Annotated in this window: 13 protein-coding genes, 2 tRNA genes and 3 rRNA genes; 9 read left to right on the forward strand and 9 right to left on the reverse strand. The window is 44.3% G+C overall.

All coding sequences use genetic code 11. The features are described 5' to 3' along the window. Positions 1-43 precede the first annotated feature (43 nt). The 3 genes from HYN49_RS08085 to HYN49_RS08095 all read right to left on the reverse strand — a co-directional run bounded on the left by HYN49_RS08085 (position 44) and on the right by HYN49_RS08095 (position 1,652). The gene (locus tag HYN49_RS08085) at positions 44-382 is read right to left on the reverse strand and encodes an FtsB family cell division protein (RefSeq protein ID WP_108903648.1); all 339 of its coding nucleotides are present in this window, start codon (positions 380-382) and stop codon (positions 44-46) included. Between the two features lie 71 nt (positions 383-453). Then, positions 454-1,062, reverse strand: coding sequence for a uridine kinase (gene udk / locus HYN49_RS08090; protein ID WP_108903649.1), 609 nt, complete (start codon positions 1,060-1,062; stop codon positions 454-456). Positions 1,063-1,187: 125 nt separating this feature from the next. Then, positions 1,188-1,652 carry a hypothetical protein gene (locus tag HYN49_RS08095; RefSeq protein WP_108903650.1) on the reverse strand — a complete coding sequence of 155 codons (465 nt, stop codon included), beginning with the start codon at positions 1,650-1,652 and terminating at the stop codon, positions 1,188-1,190. Positions 1,653-1,814: 162 nt separating this feature from the next. On the opposite strand from HYN49_RS08095, the gene HYN49_RS08100 reads away from it, so the two are divergent. Beyond that, a complete protein-coding gene (locus HYN49_RS08100) occupies positions 1,815-2,243 on the forward strand; it encodes a DoxX family protein (RefSeq protein WP_181368933.1) in 429 nt (142 codons plus the stop codon). A gap of 140 nt (positions 2,244-2,383) precedes the next feature. Here HYN49_RS08100 and HYN49_RS08105 read toward each other — a convergent pair whose 3' ends face one another. From HYN49_RS08105 to thrS, 5 genes are all read right to left on the reverse strand, one after another. Further along, entirely contained in the window at positions 2,384-5,299 is a 2,916-nt protein-coding gene (locus tag HYN49_RS08105) for a M16 family metallopeptidase (protein WP_108903652.1), read from the reverse strand. A 138-nt stretch (positions 5,300-5,437) separates the two neighbouring features. Next, on the reverse strand, positions 5,438-5,782 hold the full coding sequence (rplT, locus tag HYN49_RS08110; protein WP_108903653.1) for a 50S ribosomal protein L20: 345 nt from the start codon (positions 5,780-5,782) through the stop codon (positions 5,438-5,440). Between the two features lie 162 nt (positions 5,783-5,944). Next, positions 5,945-6,142, reverse strand: coding sequence for a 50S ribosomal protein L35 (gene rpmI, locus HYN49_RS08115; RefSeq protein WP_091398482.1), 198 nt, complete (start codon positions 6,140-6,142; stop codon positions 5,945-5,947). Between the two features lie 202 nt (positions 6,143-6,344). Continuing rightward, positions 6,345-6,896, reverse strand: coding sequence for a translation initiation factor IF-3 (gene infC / locus HYN49_RS08120; RefSeq protein WP_108903654.1), 552 nt, complete (start codon positions 6,894-6,896; stop codon positions 6,345-6,347). Positions 6,897-6,918: 22 nt separating this feature from the next. Then, a complete protein-coding gene (thrS, locus tag HYN49_RS08125) occupies positions 6,919-8,871 on the reverse strand; it encodes a threonine--tRNA ligase (RefSeq protein ID WP_108903655.1) in 1,953 nt (650 codons plus the stop codon). A 303-nt stretch (positions 8,872-9,174) separates the two neighbouring features. Here thrS and HYN49_RS08130 point away from each other — a divergent pair, with 303 nt between their 5' ends. The 8 genes from HYN49_RS08130 to HYN49_RS08170 all read left to right on the forward strand — a co-directional run bounded on the left by HYN49_RS08130 (position 9,175) and on the right by HYN49_RS08170 (position 18,227). Further along, positions 9,175-9,747 carry a 2'-5' RNA ligase family protein gene (locus HYN49_RS08130; RefSeq protein WP_108903656.1) on the forward strand — a complete coding sequence of 191 codons (573 nt, stop codon included), beginning with the start codon at positions 9,175-9,177 and terminating at the stop codon, positions 9,745-9,747. A gap of 412 nt (positions 9,748-10,159) precedes the next feature. Continuing rightward, positions 10,160-11,673 (forward strand): 16S ribosomal RNA (locus HYN49_RS08135). 97 nt (positions 11,674-11,770) lie between these two features. After that, a tRNA-Ile gene (locus HYN49_RS08140) sits at positions 11,771-11,844 on the forward strand. A 108-nt stretch (positions 11,845-11,952) separates the two neighbouring features. Continuing rightward, positions 11,953-12,026: transfer RNA gene (locus tag HYN49_RS08145), tRNA-Ala, on the forward strand. A gap of 101 nt (positions 12,027-12,127) precedes the next feature. Continuing rightward, a 23S ribosomal RNA gene (locus HYN49_RS08150) occupies positions 12,128-15,007 on the forward strand. Between the two features lie 100 nt (positions 15,008-15,107). Then, positions 15,108-15,217: ribosomal RNA gene (gene rrf / locus HYN49_RS08155) — 5S ribosomal RNA — on the forward strand. Together the 16S, 23S and 5S rRNA genes with 2 tRNA genes alongside form the textbook arrangement of a ribosomal RNA operon. Before the next feature lie 417 nt (positions 15,218-15,634). Beyond that, positions 15,635-16,075, forward strand: coding sequence for a DUF1801 domain-containing protein (locus HYN49_RS08160; RefSeq protein ID WP_108903657.1), 441 nt, complete (start codon positions 15,635-15,637; stop codon positions 16,073-16,075). Between the two features lie 517 nt (positions 16,076-16,592). Beyond that, positions 16,593-18,227 carry an ABC-F family ATP-binding cassette domain-containing protein gene (locus HYN49_RS08170; protein ID WP_108903659.1) on the forward strand — a complete coding sequence of 545 codons (1,635 nt, stop codon included), beginning with the start codon at positions 16,593-16,595 and terminating at the stop codon, positions 18,225-18,227. 153 nt (positions 18,228-18,380) lie between these two features. Here HYN49_RS08170 and HYN49_RS08175 read toward each other — a convergent pair whose 3' ends face one another. Beyond that, positions 18,381-19,223, reverse strand: coding sequence for a DUF6929 family protein (locus HYN49_RS08175; protein WP_146185068.1), 843 nt, complete (start codon positions 19,221-19,223; stop codon positions 18,381-18,383). Positions 19,224-19,321 lie beyond the last annotated feature (98 nt).

Raw genomic sequence — 19,321 nt, forward strand, 5'->3', positions numbered from 1 at the left:
ATCCGATCGGAATAGTGGAGTCTTATCTCACAGAAGTTGAGGATTAAAAATCCCGTTTTACCGTATCGCCCTCAAATTCAATGATATAAATATCCTCGCTGTCACGCTTCATGTAGTATTTCTCGCGCGCGAATTTTTCGATCTGGTTCGAATCCTTCAGGATTTTGATATTGCGTACATCTTTTTTGATCTCCTCCTGGTAATAATGCTTGTTGTCGTTAAGCTCGTCAATGTCCTTGTCGAGCAAACGGTGGTTCAGCCATGAATAATTGTCCAGAAAAAGCATCCAAACCACGAATACGAGCAATACCAAAACGTAGCGGTTGCTTACTATTCGCAGCAACGGCCATTTTTCAAAGGTATTTTTCAGTGGATTCTTCATCTGATTACAAATTGTAAACTACGAATTATGGATTCAGGGCGCACCGTAATTCCTAATCTGTAATTCCTAAATTACAAAATACGCTGGTTGATTACCGCGCGGACCACATCAATCGCGACCGTATTGTATTTGTCGTTCGGGATGATGATATCAGCAAAGGCTTTTGTAGGCTCGATGAACTGCTCGTGCATTGGCTTGAGCGTGGTCTGGTAGCGGTTCAGGACTTCGTGCATGTCACGGCCGCGTTCGGCAATGTCACGTTTAAGACGGCGGATCAGGCGTTCATCAGAATCGGCGTGTACATAAATCTTGATGTCGAACAATTCACGCAATTCCGGATTGGCCAGAATCAGGATGCCTTCCACAATCATCACTTTGCGCGGATGCGTGGACACGGTGTCATCAGTACGGTTGTGTGTCACAAAGGAATATACCGGCTGATCGACTGTTTTTCCGGACTTAAGATCTTTTAAATGGGTTACCAAAAGCTCAAAATCGATCGCTCTAGGATGGTCGAAATTGATCAGCGCACGTTCGTCAAACGACAGATGATTGTTCTCGCGGTAGTAAGAATCCTGGGAAATGATACCCACTTCCGTTTGCGGCAATTCGTTCATGATCTGGTGTACCACGGTGGTTTTCCCGCTGCCCGTTCCTCCGGCGATTCCGATAATCAGCATATATGCAGTTTTTATTTAGGCAAAAGTAAAAATTAAAATGAAAGCAGCAGATTAATTTATAGGTTAACAATGCCAGCCTGCGTTTAATTTCTTTCAATTCCCTGAAACGCAATTGCGAAGGATGTTTATTCCAAAATTATTCCCGATGGAAGTTCCTTCTGGATTTTCTCCAGTTTTTTCTCATTAGACTTGATTTTCGAACGCAGCTTTTTAACGTCTTTTTCTGCGTCTTCCAGCCTGTTATTGGCTTTCCGGGCTTTTTTGGCATCATCAGCGGCTTCATCGCCGGCATTCCTGGCACGGCGTGCTTTGCGGCGGCTGTCGAGGTCATCTTCGAGTTTTGATGCGGCTTTTTTGTTGGCAGCGCTTGATTCCCTGGCTTCGGATTCTTTTTCGTTAGCTTCCGCCTGAACTTCGCTTAGCTTCGATTCCAATGCTGAAAGCTTTAGTTTTTGTTCGGTGATTTCTTTATAAAGGGATTGCGCTTTTTCCGTGTTTTTTATCATCTGCAGCGAATCCTTTGATGTTTGTGAAGCTGCGTATAGCCCGGTCATCAATAACATCGTTATAAGTACTTTTTGAATTTTCATAAGATTGGGAATTAAGATTGAGTGGTAAAAGTAACGCATTGAATTTATTTTATTTCCGGATTTTGTTTCAATATTAATGGCTTTGACGGAAACATTTTCAAGGGATTGCTTTAAAAAAGAAAAATGGATATATTTACAATCAACACTTTAAACCACCAACCAATGAAAAAATTACTTTCTTCCTTGCCGATAAACCTGGATTTGGGTTTGTTGCTGATCCGTTTAATCATAGGGATTCTCATGGCCTGTTATGGTTACCAGAAATTGACCCATTTCGAAGATACGGCAGCTTATTTCAACGAGGTCAATTTCCTGGGAATGACAGGTAAAGTGCCGCTGGTGCTTACCATTTTTGCCGAATTCTTTTGCAGCCTGTTGCTGATTGCCGGTTTGCTGTCAAGGCTCAGCCTGATCCCACTGCTGATATGTATGGGTTACATCGTCGTGGTGATGGACAAGATGGAGATTTACACCTCCGGTGACCACGGCGTGGAAATCGGGCATGCATTTTTGTACTTCGTGATTTACCTTGCCTTATTCTTTACTGGGCCGGGCAGATACAGCGTCGATGCGGCGGTTTTGAAGAAATAAGATGTTTTTTTGGACTGTAAGATTTTAAGACTGTAAGATTTTCGTGTAGTTCAAAAATTATAAAGCTCTTAATAAAAAATCGGGGGAAAGATGTCTGAAACGTCTTTCCCCCGATCTTATAATCTTACAGTCTTACAATCCTAATAATTAAATATCTCTTCCAAAGAAACTTCCTCTACATCCCCTAATTTCTTCAGCGCTTCAAAATCAAGGTTTTCCTTTTTACCCACGATGGCGGTGTTGTACTTTTTCGGTTTCACTTCCGCATTGAAGAAAGTATTCGTGTTGTCCAGCGTCAGGTTTTTGATGCTGTTGTAAACGTCTTTGCGGTTGTCGTAATCAATTCCGAATTTCTTCAGGTTCAATTGCGTAAAAAAGATATTCGATTTAATGATCCTGCTCGACGCAATCTGCTTTAAGCTTGACTCTTTGGCATTGTTGAACTGCCTGTCTATTTTCGGCATGTCCGCTAACAATACCGAAATCGCATCGACGGCCTGCGGTAGTTTGTTGGCCTGGGTACCGATAGAAACCTGCATATAATCGCTCTTGTCTTTGTCGCTCGCAGTGCGGTAAACAGCACCTGCAGAATACGCAAGTGACTTCGATTCACGGATTTCCTGGAACACGATCGATGACAATCCTGAACCGAAATAATTGTTGAATACATTCACGGTTCCGGCAATCTGCGGATTGTATTTCACGCCCTTGGCCACACGCGTCATTTCGGCCTGTACCATATCGTAATTGGCAAAATAAACTTTCCCCGCGGTATCAGGCTGCGGATACACTTTTGCAGCAGGAATGGCTTTGTTTGCGGCAAGATTATGGTTTGTTTCCAAAGCTTTCACGATATTGTCAAGGTTGCTTCCATAAAAGAAGATCTGGTGTTCGTAATCGTTGATGCCTTTGATAATATCAGTCAGTTCAGAAACATTCATAGACTTCAGTTCATTTTCTGAAAGGATATCCCTGAAACGCGAATTCTTCCCGTACATCGCATAATTGGTCAGCGCACTGCTGATGCTTTCCTTGCGTTTTTTGGCGTTGGCTCGTTGGTTCAGGATCGTTTCCACTTGTGTATTGTATACCTCCTGGTCCGGTTTTACGTTTTTCATCAGGTTTTCAAGCAGTGCGATGCCTTTTGGGAGATTTTCTTCCAGGCCGGTCAAGGTCACATAAGTTAAATCGGTTCCCGGGTTCACTGAAGTGGTAATCCCGATTTTGTAAAACTCCTTTTTGATATCTTCTGACGACATTTTATCAGTACCAAGATAATCCAGCATCCCAATGGCGAGCGACAGTTTCTTGTTATTATCAGAGCCCATATTGAAAATGTAATACACGCTTGCAATATTGTTGGTCGTATTTTTTACGAAGCTGATATTGGTGTTCTTCACTTTTTTCGTCTGGATTTCTTTTTTGAAATCGACAAAGACCGGCGCAAGATCGGTTGTAGTCAGCTTTTGGAAATCTTTGTAAAACTGGGATTGCGAATCGCGGTTCAGGTTCACCGGCGTGATGGCAGGATTGGAAACACGTACCAGTTTGTCATTGACACCTTTTCGTTTGTAAACGATCACATAATTGTCTTTGTAGAAGTCGTTCGCGAATTTTACGATATCGGCTTTGGTGATTTTCGAAAGTTCGTCGATTTCAGCCAGGACCTGCTCCCACGATCTTTTTTCGATAAAAGTGTTGTATAAAGTCGTAGCCAGCCCGTTGCCTGATTCAAAGGTCTTCATACGGTCCAGCTTCATATTATTGATCACGGCCTGGATCATCCAATCGTCAAACTGCCCTTTTTTCAGTTTGTCGATTTCGGCCAGCAGCAATTGTTTTCCTTCTTCGAGTGTCTGGCCTTCTTTTACGGAAATCGACAATGACTGGTAGCCGTAATCGTTCATGATTGATGTTCCGGCACCGGCGCTCAGTGCCAGCTGTTTTTGGTTGATGTCCAGATCGATTAATCCTACATCGCCTGAATTTGACAGCATGTTCGATGCGATATCTGACAGCATGGCTTCTTTCGTTCCTACACCTGAAGTCCTCCACGCCATGGTCAAACGTTCCGCCGTAGGGCTTTTAACCTCGCGTTGTGTAATCGATGTCATCGGCACTTCGGATACCATTTTTTTCATGGGCAATTCCTTGTATTGGAACGCACCGAAATATTTATCCACCATTTTGATGGTTTTGTCAAAATCCAGGTCTCCGACTAAAACCACAGCCATATTATTTGGCACATAATAAGTGTTGAAATAATTATGGATGGCCACCATCGATGGATTTTTCAAATGCTCGGATTTTCCGATAGTCGTCTGTTGCCCATAAGGAGTCAACGGGAACAACGCATCCATTAATGCATAATTCACCAACCGTCCATCATTGTCCTGCGCGCGGTTGAATTCTTCATAAACCGCTTCAAGCTCGGTATGGAATAAGCGCAATACCAATTCCGAGAAACGCTCTTTTTCAATTACCATCCATTTTTCCAATTCGTTGGAAGGGATGTTGTTTTTGTAAACCGTTTCGTTGAGCCAGGTGTGGGCGTTGGTCCCTTTTGCGCCAAGCGACGAAATCAGTTTGTCGTATTCATTGGCTACTGAATATTTCGAAGCTTCTAAAGAAACCTGGTCAATCTGCTTGTAAATCGCAGCTTTTTTCTCAGGATCGGTTTCGGCTTTATGCTTTTCGTATAAATCGGAGATTTGTGCAATCAGCACTTTTTCCTTTTCCCAATCCTGCGTCCCGATTTTGCTGGTTCCTTTGAAAACCATGTGCTCTAAATAGTGCGCCAGTCCGGTATTGTCCGAAGGGTCGTTGTTGGAACCGGTCCTTACGGGAATGTATGTCTGTATTCTTGGCTCGTCCGTATTTTTTGCAAGGTATACTTTCAGTCCGTTTTTGAGGGTGTAGACGCGTACGCCGGTTTTGTCGTTTTTTACCACTTCATAAGAATAGCCGTTGGCATCTTTTTTGGTTTCAGTGGTGAAAGTTTGTGCTTGTGCTGCTGCCGATAGGAACAGGATGCAGCGGGTGATGGTTTTAATCATAAATTTAAGTTTGGTTTCAAAATTAGCCAAAACATCAGACGTTTTTAAATTAAATTGTTACACATTCAGTGCGTTAAAATAAAAAAAACCCACTTAAAAAGCGGGTTTTCAATAGTAAGTCCAAAAAGTATTAAACGTTTATTTTACTTTATTAAGTATTGCTTTGAAAGCCTCTGGGTGGTTCATAGCCAAATCTGCAAGAACTTTACGGTTCAATTCGATCCCACTTTTCTTCACCTGTCCCATGAATTGAGAGTAAGACATTCCCTCTAAACGTGCACCAGCGTTGATACGCATAATCCACAGCGCGCGGAAGTTTCTCTTTTTTGCTTTACGGTCACGGTAAGCGTAGCTCATCGCTTTCTCTACCGCGTTTTTAGCAACTGTCCAAACGTTTTTTCTACGGCCAAAGAAACCTTTGGCTTGCTTCATCATTTTTTTTCTACGGGCCCTTTTGGCAACCGAGTTTACTGATCTTGGCATAATTTTCTTTTTTTTGTAGCAGGCGTCCCGAATTAAATCAAGGGAACTTAGTGGCCATACTCCAAGGTTATTAAATGATTTTTTAACCTAGAGGATAAAAAGTTTGCAGTTTCCAGTCTCAGTTTGCAGTACTGCTTACTGTGACTGTATACTGAATACTAATTAAATGATCCTCAATTGTTGTTTGATGCTTTTCTCATCCGTCTTGTGAACAAGAGTTGAATGCGTTAAAGCCAACTTGCGTTTCTTCGACTTTTTAGTCAGGATGTGGCTTTTGAAAGCGTGTTTCCTTTTGATTTTACCAGAGCCGGTCACTTTAAAGCGCTTTTTGGCACTGGATTTTGTTTTCATTTTAGGCATAATTCCTAAGTGTATTTAAATTTGGACTTACTTCTTTTTAGTGCCTGAGTGCCTGAGCAGTCTGGCTTTCTTTTTTTGGAGCTGATTCCCGCTTTCCGTTACAATCTTTGCTTCGTAAACTCTGCAAAGGATTTCCACTTCAATCGGGGCTAGGGCATCCGCGTTTAACAACTATCTGCTGCAAACTGCGACTGCCAACTGCCTACTTTTTCTTTTTCGGCGCGATAAACATAATCATCCTTTTTCCTTCCAAAACCGGCATGGCTTCAACCTTTCCGTGTTCTTCGAGATCCTGGGCAAGCCTTAACAGCAGGATTTGTCCCTGGTCTTTGTAGATGATGGAACGTCCTTTGAAGAATACGAATGCTTTTAACTTAGAACCTTCCTTGAGGAATTTTTCAGCATTTTTCCTTTTAAATTCATAATCATGCTCATCGGTCTGAGGCCCGAAACGGATCTCCTTGATAACGACCTGGGTAGATTTAGCCTTTAGCACTTTTTCGCGTTTCTTCTGCTCGTAAACGAATTTCTTATAATCCATTATCTTACATACAGGCGGCTCTGCATTCGGAGAAATCTCAACCAAATCCAGTTCCTGCTCGTCGGCCATGCGCAGCGCATCGGTGAGTTTATAAACTCCTGCCTCAATATTCTCGCCCACAAGCCTTACTTCCTGTATACCACGGATGTGTTGGTTAATCCTGTGTGCGTCTTTCTTTTCTACCCGAGGCTGGTAACCTCTGTTGTTTCTTATTGCTATGACTTTTAAATTTTAGTTAAACGTTGAATGTTTTTAATGTCTTGTCTATTTCTCCCTGTACCATTTCAGCAAATTGCTCAATTGAAACAGTAATATTTCCTTTTCCTTCCTGGCCGTGACGACGCACAGAAATCGTGCCGTTTTTCTCTTCTTCCTCCCCTACAATCAGCATAAACGGGTATTTCTGCGTTTCAGCATCCCTGATTTTACGCCCGATTGTCTCGTTTCGGTTGTCAATTAGGGCGCGAATTTCGTGATTTTCCAGCAATTCCAAAACTTTTTTGGCATAATTTTCATATTTCTCACTCAGAGACAGGATTATAGCCTGCTCCGGCATCAGCCAAAGCGGGAAATTTCCTGCAGTATGTTCCAATAAGATGGCAATGAATCGTTCCATTGACCCGAAAGGCGCTCTGTGAATCATCACAGGACGGTGCAATTTGTCATCAGCACCCTTATAAGTAAGCTCGAAACGTTCCGGCAAATTGTAATCCACCTGAATAGTTCCCAATTGCCAGCTTCTGCCCAAGGCATCCTTCACCATGAAATCCAGTTTCGGGCCATAGAAAGCCGCTTCACCATATTCCACAACTGTATTCAGCTCCTTATCGCGTGCCGCATTGATGATCGCATTTTCCGCTTTTTCCCAATTCTCATCAGAACCGATATATTTCTCACGGTTTTCCTGGTCACGCAAAGAAATCTGTGCCGTAAAATTCTCAAATCCCAATGAACCGAATACATATAATACAAGGTCGATCACTTTTTTGAATTCGGCATCCAGCTGATCCGGAGTACAGAAAATGTGTGCATCATCCTGGGTAAACCCACGAACACGTGTCAGACCGTGTAATTCCCCGGATTGCTCATAACGGTAAACTGTTCCGAATTCAGCATATCTTTTCGGTAAATCCTTATAGGACCATGGTTTGTTATTGTAAATCTCACAGTGGTGCGGACAGTTCATCGGCTTAAGCAAAAACTCCTCACCTTCAGCAGGCGTATGGATTGGCTGGAATGAATCTGCGCCGTATTTTGCATAATGCCCGGAAGTCACATACAATTCCTTTTGACCTATATGTGGTGTAACAACTTGCTCATAACCGGCTTTCTTCTGTGCTTTCTTGAGAAACTGCTCCAGCCTTTCACGCAAAGCGGCACCTTTCGGCAACCATAATGGCAAACCTTGTCCCACTTTCTGTGAAAAAGCAAACAGTTCCAATTCTTTCCCAAGTTTCCTGTGGTCACGACGTTTTGCCTCTTCAAGTAGTTCTAAATAATCGCTAAGATCTTTTTGTTTTGGAAAAGAAACTCCGTAAACACGAGTCAATTGCTTGTTTTTCTCATCACCGCGCCAGTAAGCACCGGCCACGCTCATGATTTTCATGGCTTTGATCAATCCTGTATTCGGGATATGTCCGCCACGGCATAAATCGGTGAAAGTAGCATGGTCACAAAACGTAATCGTGCCATCTTCCAGATTCTCAATCAATTCAATCTTATATGGATTGTTCTCTTTCTTATAAAACGCCAACGCATCAGCCTTCGAAGACGAACGCATCTTAAATTCATGCTTCTCGCGTGCGATTTCCAAAACACGATCTTCAATTTTCTTGAATTCCGCATCAGTGATGTTTTTATCACCGAAATCCACATCATAGTAAAACCCTTTTTCAATCGCAGGCCCAATCGTCAGCTTTACGCCCGGATACAATTCCTGCAACGCCTGCGCCATCACGTGCGAAGTCGAATGCCAGAACGCTTTCTTGCCTTCAGCATCATTCCATGTATATAAAACAAGGCTACCGTCCGTCGTCATTGGTGTTTCCGTTTCCACCGTTGTACCATTAAAGGAAGCCGAAATCACATTTCTGGCCAATCCCTCACTAATGCTTTTGGCAACTTCCATAGGGGTTGCCCCGGAAGCGAACTCCTTCACCGAACCGTCGGGTAGTGTAATCTTGATCATCGTTTAAAAATTTGAACGGCAAATATAGGGCTTTGGGAAATCATCGCCAAATAAATCCTTATTAGTATATGGTATTGTTTTTGGGCGTTCCGGCGGCTGGATAGTTGTAGTTTCGTTATGGTTTGCAGCAGCCGCCGTCGGGCGCTCCGCTATATCTTTTGTGGCTCCGCAAGCTACGCCACAAAAGGATGCCGCTGCGATCCCTAACGCGGAAGAAGCCCGGAAGTTAGAAAGTCCGAAAGTCAGGAAGGAAGACGATAATCTTTCGGACTTTACTAACTTTACTGACTTTCCCGACTTACAATGATTGAAAGATATTCCATAGTATTATATCCTCCTCCGGAAATTGTCGAAATAGTGCGACAGTTGAAGCTTGAATTAAAAAGTAAGATCGGGTGGTTCGCAAGCGTCAACTCAGAAGCACATATTACTATTTGTGAATTCGCCGGTGAAAACTCCGAATTTCAAAAAGCAATGTCGTATCTCGAAAAATTTGCAGATGCGGCTTCACCGGCTTCGGTTTGCTTCAATACTTTAGGCAGTTTTCCCAACGGTGCTTTTTATTTAAGTCCGGATCAGGTTTCGCGATATTATATGGTTTCCTTAATGAAATCGTTTGCAAAATCGTTTCCTGTAAAGCCGCTTTTCATTGTGGACAATCCGCATATGAGTATTGGTAGGAAACTTAAGCCTGCCGCGCTTGCCGCGGCCTTTGAATTGTTTTCCGGCAGGAATTTGGAATTATATTATATATGTAATCGGATTTCGTTAAGGAAATTCAATCCTGAAAGGAAGCAGTTTGATGTCGTTGCGCATTTTTATTTCAAAGGAGCAGAGGATGGTTTAAATGAAACTTCACAACTTGCATTGTTTTAATTCCTGCTGTTTCAGTGAATTAAAAAAACAGGTATTAAAAACTTCAAAAAACTTTCAATAAAAATTTGGTAAACACAAAAAGTGGCTTACCTTTGCCGTCCGCAAAACAGGGAACTGTGCTGTTGGAAAATAAAAGTTCTTCATAAAATATTGATTTAAAGCTGAAAGAAAATAAACTTTAAAAATTATTTTCAAAAAGGCTTGCACGGTAAAAAAGAAGTTGTACTTTTGCACCCGCTTTGAAACACAAGCGAGAAGAAAAAGATTGACACGTTCATTGATATATTGGATTGACAGCACTTCCGAAGAGATTTGGAAGTAAGCAGAGAGTAAGGAAGATCGATTTGGATTTTCGAAAAAATAAAACGTTAGAATTCGTCTAAAATTAAGTTGAGTAATCAACAAACAAAATACGATGAAGAGTTTGATCCTGGCTCAGGATGAACGCTAGCGGCAGGCTTAACACATGCAAGTCGAGGGGTAGATGTCTTCGGGCATTGAGACCGGCGCACGGGTGCGTAACGCGTATGCAACCTACCTTGAACAGGGGGATAGCCCAGAGAAATTTGGATTAATACCCCATAGTATTATAGAATGGCATCATTTTATTATTAAAGTCACAACGGTTCAAGATGGGCATGCGTCCCATTAGCTAGATGGTAAGGTAACGGCTTACCATGGCAACGATGGGTAGGGGTCCTGAGAGGGAGATCCCCCACACTGGTACTGAGACACGGACCAGACTCCTACGGGAGGCAGCAGTGAGGAATATTGGTCAATGGGCGCAAGCCTGAACCAGCCATGCCGCGTGCAGGATGAAGCATCTATGGTGTGTAAACTGCTTTTATACGGGAAGAAACCCCGCCTCGTGAGGCGGATTGACGGTACCGTAGGAATAAGGATCGGCTAACTCCGTGCCAGCAGCCGCGGTAATACGGAGGATCCAAGCGTTATCCGGAATCATTGGGTTTAAAGGGTCCGTAGGCGGGCCTGTAAGTCAGTGGTGAAAGCCCATCGCTTAACGATGGAACGGCCATTGATACTGCAGGCCTTGAATTATTGGGAAGTAACTAGAATATGTAGTGTAGCGGTGAAATGCTTAGATATTACATGGAATACCAATTGCGAAGGCAGGTTACTATCAATATATTGACGCTGATGGACGAAAGCGTGGGTAGCGAACAGGATTAGATACCCTGGTAGTCCACGCCGTAAACGATGGATACTAGCTGTTGGGCGCAAGTTCAGTGGCTAAGCGAAAGTGATAAGTATCCCACCTGGGGAGTACGGGCGCAAGCCTGAAACTCAAAGGAATTGACGGGGGCCCGCACAAGCGGTGGAGCATGTGGTTTAATTCGATGATACGCGAGGAACCTTACCAAGGCTTAAATGTAGATTGACAGGTTTGGAAACAGACTTTTCTTCGGACAATTTACAAGGTGCTGCATGGTTGTCGTCAGCTCGTGCCGTGAGGTGTCAGGTTAAGTCCTATAACGAGCGCAACCCCTGTTGTTAGTTGCCAGCGAGTCATGTCGGGAACTCTAGCAAGACTGCCAGTGCAAACTGTGAGGAAGGTGGGGATGACGTCAAATCATCACGGCCCTTACGCCTTGGGCTACACACGTGCTACAATGGCCGGTACAGAGAGCAGCCACCACGCGAGTGGGAGCGAATCTATAAAGCCGGTCACAGTTCGGATCGGAGTCTGCAACTCGACTCCGTGAAGCTGGAATCGCTAGTAATCGGATATCAGCCATGATCCGGTGAATACGTTCCCGGGCCTTGTACACACCGCCCGTCAAGCCATGGAAGCTGGGGGTGCCTGAAGTCGGTGACCGCAAGGAGCTGCCTAGGGTAAAACCGGTAACTAGGGCTAAGTCGTAACAAGGTAGCCGTACCGGAAGGTGCGGCTGGAACACCTCCTTTCTAGAGAAAGACGCAATTTGGTTACGTTTAGGGAAGATTTAGAAAGAAATTCATTACTCTCGCTGTTGGTTCAAATACATATCCAAGAAACAAACAGAGTCTCGTAGCTCAGCTGGTTAGAGTACAACACTGATAATGTTGGGGTCCCCAGTTCGAGTCTGGGCGGGACTACTATTTTGTTTTATTGGAAAAGGAAATTCTGGAAGTTGAGATTGTCACGTTTAGTGGGCGCGTTATCAAACTGCAAACTGCGACTGATAACTGCTACTACGGAAAGACGGGGGATTAGCTCAGCTGGCTAGAGCGCCTGCCTTGCACGCAGGAGGTCATCGGTTCGACTCCGATATTCTCCACGATCGATCCATTGGATTGAAAAAGTTCATTGACATATTGGGATAAGAAAATACAAAAAGTAGAAAGAACACGTCTTGTTTTAATTAGCAAGGCAAAAGTACAATAAGCAAAATAAGGGCGTATGGGGGATGCCTAGGCTCTCAGAGGCGAAGAAGGGCGTGATAAGCTGCGAAAAGCTCCGGGGATCGGCACACACGAGTCAATCCGGAGATTCCCGAATGGGGCAACCCAATACATTGAAGATGTATTACTCCGATAGGAGGGCAAACCCGCTGAACTGAAACATCTAAGTAGGCGGAGGAGAAGAAAACAAAAGTGATTCCGTAAGTAGTGGCGAGCGAACGCGGATTAGCCCAAACCAATGTTGTTACGGCAAGATTGGGGTTGTAGGACCACGATATTCCATGCAGAGTGAACCGGAAGGACCTGGAAAGGTCTGCCATAGAGGGTGATAGCCCCGTATGGGTAAGCGATGTAATGGATAGTGGTATCCTGAGTAGGGCGGGGCACGTGAAACCCTGTCTGAATCTGGCGGGACCATCCGCTAAGGCTAAATACTCCTGAGAGACCGATAGTGAACCAGTACCGTGAGGGAAAGGTGAAAAGAACCGTGAATAACGGAGTGAAACAGATCCTGAAACCATACGCCTACAAGCGGTCGGAGCCCTTTCGTGGGGTGACGGCGTGCCTTTTGCATAATGAGCCTACGAGTTAACGTTGCCGGCAAGGATAAGGTATTAAGTACCGGATCCGTAGCGAAAGCGAGTCTGAATAGGGCGCTTTAGTCGGTAGTGTTAGACGCGAAACCGTGTGATCTACCCATGGGCAGGATGAAGCTGTGGTAACACACAGTGGAGGTCCGAACCGGTTGTCGTTGAAAAGACTTCGGATGACCTGTGGGTAGGGGTGAAAGGCCAATCAAACTCGGAAATAGCTCGTACTCCCCGAAATGCATTTAGGTGCAGCGCTGGATATAGTTATATAGAGGTAGAGCTACTGATTGGATGCGGGGGCTTCACCGCCTACCAATTCCTGACAAACTCCGAATGCTATATAATGTTTACCAGCAGTGAGGGCTTGGGTGCTAAGGTCCAAGTCCGAGAGGGAAAGAACCCAGACCATCAGCTAAGGTCCCAAAATCTACACTAAGTTGAAAGAACGAGGTTTGTCTGCCCAGACAGCTAGGATGTTGGCTTGGAAGCAGCCATTCATTTAAAGAGTGCGTAACAGCTCACTAGTCGAGCGGACGAGCATGGATAATAATCGGGCATAAGTGTAGTACCGAAGCTATGGATTTACAGTAATGTAAGTGGTAGGGGAGCATTCCAGCGGGGCTGAAGGTGTGGCGTGAGCCATGCTGGACCTTCTGGAAAAGAAAATGTAGGCATAAGTAACGATAATGCGGGCGAGAAACCCGCACACCGAAAGACTAAGGTTTCCTCAGCTATGCTAATCAGCTGAGGGTTAGTCGGGTCCTAAGGCGTACCCGAAGGGGGAAGTCGATGGCCAACGGGTTAATATTCCCGTACTTGTATTGATTGTGATGGGGTGACGGAGTGATGAAAGCGCCGCGAACTGACGGAATAGTTCGTTGAAGTACCTACCTATAAGAGCCGCAGGCAAATCCACGGCTTTTGGGGAAATACGATAGTACACGGAGTCTTCGGACAAAGTGATAGTGCGCCTAAGGGCTTCCAAGAAAAACCTCTAAACTTCAGATCGATACAACCCGTACCGTAAACCGACACAGGTAGTCGAGGAGAGAATCCTAAGGTGCTCGAGAGATTCATGGCTAAGGAATTAGGCAAAATAGACCCGTAACTTCGGGAGAAGGGTCGCCAGCAGCAATGCTGGCCGCAGTGAAGAGGTCCAGGCGACTGTTTATCAAAAACACAGGGCTCTGCAAAATCGTAAGATGAGGTATAGGGCCTGACACCTGCCCGGTGCTGGAAGGTTAAGAGGAGATGTTATCTTCGGAGAAGCATTGAATTGAAGCCCCAGTAAACGGCGGCCGTAACTATAACGGTCCTAAGGTAGCGAAATTCCTTGTCGGGTAAGTTCCGACCTGCACGAATGGTGTAACGATCTGGACACTGTCTCAGCCATGAGCTCGGTGAAATTGTAGTAACGGTGAAGATGCCGTTTACCCGCAGTGGGACGAAAAGACCCTGTGCACCTTTACTATAGCTTAGTATTGACTTTGGACAAGTGATGTGTAGGATAGGTGGGAGACTTCGATCCAGCGTCGCCAGGCGTTGGTTAGTCATTGTTGAAATACCACCCTTTGCTTGTCTGAAGCCTAACCCCATAATGTGGGGGACAGTGCTTGGTGGGTAGTTTGACTGGGGTGGTCGCCTCCAAAAGAGTAACGGAGGCTTCTAAAGGTTCCCTCAGCACGCTTGGTAACCGTGCGTAGAGTGCAATGGCATAAGGGAGCTTGACTGAGAGACATACAGGTCGATCAGGTACGAAAGTAGAGCATAGTGATCCGGTGGTTCCGCATGGAAGGGCCATCGCTCAAAGGATAAAAGGTACGCCGGGGATAACAGGCTGATCTCCCCCAAGAGCTCATATCGACGGGGGGGTTTGGCACCTCGATGTCGGCTCGTCACATCCTGGGGCTGGAGAAGGTCCCAAGGGTTGGGCTGTTCGCCCATTAAAGTGGCACGCGAGCTGGGTTCAGAACGTCGTGAGACAGTTCGGTCTCTATCTACTGCGGGCGTTAGAAATTTGAGTGGATCTGATTCTAGTACGAGAGGACCGAATTGGACTGACCGCTGGTGTATCTGTTGTTCCGCCAGGAGCATCGCAGAGTAGCTACGTCGGGAAGGGATAAGCGCTGAAAGCATATAAGCGCGAAACCCACCACAAGATGAGATTTCTTTTAAGGGTCCTGGGAGATGACCAGGTCGATAGGCTATAGGTGTAAAGGCAGTAATGTCATAGCCGAGTAGTACTAATAACCCGTAAGCTTATGTACGCGCTTCCGGGCCGCAAGGCCCGGAGCAATCTTTCAAAAGTAACTTTTTTATCCCAGTGTGTTAATAATATAATGTGATCAACCCGATCATGTAACGACTTAAGGTGGTTATTGCGGCGGGGCTCACCTCTTCCCATCCCGAACAGAGAAGTTAAGCCCGCCTGCGCAGATGGTACTGCAATTTTGTGGGAGAGTATGTCGTCGCCTTTCTTTTTAAAATCCTCATCAGTAATGATGGGGATTTTTTGTTTTATATGGATTACTGAGCGGATTTTAGGACTATGAGATTTCAAGACTGTAAGACTATAAAATTGCAGGATTTTGAGACTGTAGGATTTATTGGAGGGCAGGGATGTCTTATAATCTTACCGCCTTACAATCCATTTTATACAATGTGCTTTCATTGACGAACATGGCCGCGTGAGGGATGGCAGCGGCAGCCCGCACCGCGAGGCACGAGCGGAAGGACTACAGCGGACAGCCCGACGGCGCCGTGGAAATGCGCCAGGCAACGAAGGGATCCGACGGCGGCGGCACGCCCAAAATAAACTGAGAAATATCAATTTTTTTGTTACATTCGTTGTAATTGCATATGGTGCATGCAAAAAAATAAGTAATTGAACCATTATGACGACAAAAAATAAAACCAATGAGACAGAAGTCGATGTGATAGATTTCATCAATTCTTTTGTAGTCACCGACCAGAAAAAAGCAGACAGCTTACAATTGATAGCTTTGATGAGCGAATGGTCAGGATTCGAGCCTAAAATGTGGGGGCCGACCATCATTGGTTTTGGCAGTTACCACTATAAATACGCGAGTGGGCATGAGGGTGACGCGCCTATGCTTGGGTTTTCGCCACGGAAGGCTGAGTTTTCATTGTATGTGTATTCTCCCACTAAGGAAAATGAGCATTTGCTTGAGGGTTTTGGTAAATTTAAGATGGGAAAAGCGTGTATCTACATAAAAAAACTGGCTGATATCGATATTGATGTTTTGGAGAAAATGTGCCGTGCATCCATTGCCTATCTCGAAGAGCATCATGAGTGTGCCTGCAGGCAGAAGTGATTGTAGGAGAGTATGCCTGCTCCTGACATACGCATAAATACTACAGGAAATAAATACTATGTACAGGTGACTCCAATGATTTCAGGAGTTTTTCTATTTTAGAAATCTATTTTTTGTGGCATAACCCAACAGAAAGCAGCACCAAGAACGATAATCCCCGGATTTTTGCATTTGAATCCCATTGAAATTACTGCCGCTGCCTGTTGTTTTTGCTTTTTATAAGGATATACACTCCACAGCTAATAAACACGGCAAGACTGGCCAGCAATCCAATATCTACGGTGCGTATTTTTTCAAAGTTTATTTTCGGGAAATATATTCCTAAAATGATACAACCCATAAGAATAATTACTCCACCATTGTTCCTGCGTTTATTTTCCATAAAAATGTTTGGTTTGGCTAACAATTTTTAAATATACTGCTTTTTTATAATCAAAAACGCAACAAATTTAATTTCTCCCAAAGCCGACTTTATCCTCACTTCTCGCTATCTTTGCCGCTTTAAAATTCGAAACTTATGATTACGGTTAATGATATTTCAGTGCAATTTGGCGGCACAACGCTTTTTAGCGAAGTCTCTTTTGCAATCAATGAAAACGACAAAATTGCCCTTATGGGTAAAAACGGTGCTGGAAAATCAACATTGCTGAAGATTATTGCAGGGGAAAGTAAACCTTCTACAGGAAATATTTCAGCCCCAAAGGAGGCCGTAATCGCTTACCTTCCGCAGCATTTGCTGACTAAAGATGACAATACCGTTTTTGAGGAAGCTTCCAAAGCGTTCAGTGAAGTGTTCAGCATGAAGTCTGAAATCGATGCGATCAATGAACAACTTACCATCAGGACCGATTATGAAAGTGATGCGTATATGAAGCTGATCGAGCGGGTGTCAGAACTTAGCGAAAAATTTTATTCGATTGAGGAAGTCAATTATGAAGCCGAAGTGGAAAAGGTATTAAAAGGACTTGGTTTCGAAAGGCAGGATTTCACACGGCCTACTTCCGAATTTTCCGGGGGATGGCGCATGCGTATCGAACTCGCTAAAATCCTGCTGAAAAAGCCGGACCTGATCCTGCTTGATGAGCCTACCAACCACATGGATATTGAAAGTATCGAGTGGCTGGAGGATTTCCTGATCAATTCGGCAAAGGCGGTCATCGTGATTTCGCACGACCGTGCTTTCGTCGACAATATCACCAACCGTACCATAGAGGTGACCATGGGCCGTATTTACGATTATAAAGCGAAATACTCGCATTACCTTGAACTGCGAAAAGACCGCCGCGTGCACCAGCAGAAAGCTTACGAAGAACAACAAAAGATGATAGCAGAAAACATGGAATTCATTGAGCGTTTTAAAGGGACTTATTCCAAAACGCTGCAGGTACAATCGCGTGTGAAGATGCTTGAAAAACTGGATTTGGTCGAGGTGGATGAAGTAGACACTTCGGCATTGCGACTCAAATTCCCGCCCTCACCGCGCAGTGGACAATATCCAGTGGTTGTAAATGAACTTTCGAAAAAATACGACGACCATGTTGTTTTTAAAGATGCCAATCTTGTCATCGAAAGGGGGCAGAAAGTCGCTTTTGTTGGTAAAAACGGAGAAGGTAAATCGACTATGGTCAAAGCCATTATGAAAGAACTTACTCCTGATGGCGGAAAGGTTGAAATCGGCCATAATGCACAAATTGGTTATTTTGCACAGAACCAAGCATCGTTACTCGACGGAGAGCTGACCGTATTTGAAACTATAGACCGCATTGCCGAGGGCGATATCCGGACGCAGATCAAGAACCTCCTTGGTGCGTTTATGTTTGGCGGTGACGACGTGCAGAAGAAAGTAAAAGTGCTTTCAGGTGGTGAAAAAACACGACTTGCGATGATTAAATTGCTGCTTGAGCCCGTAAATGTACTGATCCTAGATGAGCCAACAAACCACCTTGATATGAAAACCAAAGACATCATTAAGGATGCATTGAAAGATTTCGACGGCACATTGATTCTCGTGTCGCACGACCGTGATTTCCTCGACGGACTGGCTGAAAAAGTGTTCGAATTCGGGAACAAACGCGTAAAGGAGCATTTTGAGGATATCAAGGCTTTCCTTGCGAATAAGAAAATGGAGAGCTTGAAGGAGATTGAGAAGTAGTATACATTATGCTTTGCGGTATGCATGTAGCGAACATAAAATAAAAACCCGGTCATTATAACCGGGTTTTTCAATTAACCACTACAATGTTTGGTCTTTGTAACTAAAGAGCACGAATTATGTAAAAAGTTGGAAGCGTTGTAGAAAGAGTTTTCAGTAGGCAGCGGCAGTAGGCAGTTTCGGGATGATTAGGGTGTAAATTGTGGAATGCGTCGCTTCGGAGTCACTGTCTTCGCAGAGCAGGAAAGACAGTTCCGTTTCTGTTTGTTTGTACAGCGTTAACCCTTCAAATTTATGTTGGTGCGAAATAATCAATGTTTCTTCAATGCTGAAATCGTGACGGTTTATCTTTCCGAAAAGGCTTCCCAGGATGTCCCCGTCTTCATAGGTCGAGGAAGTATTTTCTGCGGAAGCGAGAAAAAAAATAAGTCCGTCTACAACAATTGCATCAGTGAAAGAAAATTCGCTGCCATTGATTTCAGGAAGTTTTAGTGGAATGAATTTAGGGTTTAAACCAGCAATATTTTGGGAAATAAAAATGCCGTTTTGGTTTGCCGCACCATTACCACGTTGGAAAAACAACCAATCATCATCAAATTTTGCGGTGCCTTCAATATTGAATTCGGATGTTGATATTCCTGAAGAAAACCGTAGCGCTTCGTACGTTTTTGTCAAGTCTTTTGCTGTGATGGCTTTTGATTCGAGGTTGTAAATGCGGAGTGTATTGCGGTTTTCAGTCGAACCGGAACCGAATGCGTATAAATTCCTGCCGAGGATCATTAAAGACTCAAAATCGGGTTTGAACGATTTCGGGATATTTTCGGTGGCGTTTTCAACAAGCGGGATTTTATCAAGTTGCCTTGATTCCATATCGTAAACATAAAGGAACTGGCTGTTGTCTGAAATCAGGTAGAGCAGGCCATAATCATATGCAATACCCGATGCGGCGCTGATACCGGGGATTTCAAATGCAGGCCGTAGTGTGAATTGGGGCATTTGCGTGGTGTTTAGCCCGGATGGAAGTGGCATCCTTTTTCCTGTTCCTTTAACAGGGAAAAGATATAACATACAGCCGGAAGTTGCTACAAATAAAA

The organism is Flavobacterium pallidum (assembly GCF_003097535.1).
Lineage (GTDB): Bacteria > Bacteroidota > Bacteroidia > Flavobacteriales > Flavobacteriaceae > Flavobacterium > Flavobacterium pallidum.